This is a genomic window from Rhodopseudomonas parapalustris, from assembly GCF_053772255.1.
In genome coordinates this window covers 1-1,168 of the sequence record NZ_JAMKBZ010000075.1, presented here as the reverse complement: position 1 = coordinate 1,168, position 1,168 = coordinate 1, and the positions used below count along the sequence as shown (strand labels likewise).

2 protein-coding genes are annotated in these 1,168 nt (G+C 34.1%); both read left to right on the top strand.

From position 1 onward, the window contains the following. Nucleotides 1–887: hypothetical protein (locus tag M9H71_RS25090; protein ID WP_455407576.1), on the top strand; the 887-nt coding region annotated here is incomplete at its 5' end. Nucleotides 888–897: 10 nt separating this feature from the next. Further along, a complete protein-coding gene (locus M9H71_RS25085; protein ID WP_455407575.1) occupies nucleotides 898–1,167 on the top strand; it encodes a hypothetical protein in 270 nt (89 codons plus the stop codon). Nucleotide 1,168: the final 1 nt, after the last annotated feature.

Here is a 1,168-nt window from a genome sequence, read left to right as displayed (position 1 = left end):
TAGGCTTGGATTTAAAGGCTAGGGTTGTAAAAACAACTAAAGAATACAATGCCGCTAAACAGTTATGGCAGTACAAAGAAATTGAGTTAGGTCAATATAGAGTTGATGTGCTTACACAGACAAAAGCTACAACAAATGCACTTAAAAACTCTATTGATAATCAGAAAAGCGACCTCATGAAAGCAATAGACAATGCCACAAATTTAATTACAGGTAATAAAGGCGGTTATGTAGTATTCCATAATAATGCAGACGGTAAGCCTTATGAGCTACTTATAATGGATACCGACGATATAATGACAGCTAAAGAAGTATGGCGTTGGGATTTAGGTGGACTTGGACATAGTTCTAATGGTTATAATGGCCCATATGACACAGCTATTACTCAGGACGGAGCAATTGTTGCAGATTTTATAACTACCGGTATTCTAAACGGTGATTTAATAAAAGCCGGAAGTATTACTTCTAAAAACGGTAAGCTATCAATCAATTTAGATGATGACACTATGACAATATCAGGCACAAGTAAATGGACTACACCGACTGGATATATAGCAATAGATGGTGATGATTTAGTTCAAGTTTATAACAATAACATAAAAAATCCTTTTTTTAGGCTTTTATACATTGGAACGTATTCTATTCAAGGAACTTCCACAGGTGGTGTAGAGCATAGAATTTTAGATATACCATCACAGTTTTTAGGGAAAAAGTGGAAGATATTTGGGCTGCCATCATATGCAGCTAGTTCGGGAACTGACTTTGGTGCTCTCTATGGTGTGGCAAGATATTATTCAGATACGCAAATAGAGCTAGCTGCATATTTAAATATGGGTTTAACTGGAGATATGTGGACAATCGAAGTTACATACTTTATTGTAGCTTAAGGAGGTAAGTATGAGTTATACAATTGAAGATCAACAAAATAAAATGACACTAATATACAATAAAAGATTAGGAATAATTAAAGAAATAGGAACAGGGATATTTACACTTGATGTATATGGGAAAGAGGCAGAAGATTATAAATTAATTTACGATTGTTTTACACTTGATAAAGATGAATTTGTATTAAATAACTTTGCTCTCTTTAAAGTAAATGCCGAAACAAAACAGTTGGAACTTTTGCCGACTGCAATACAACAGTATCCAATAGCAGCTCAATAGG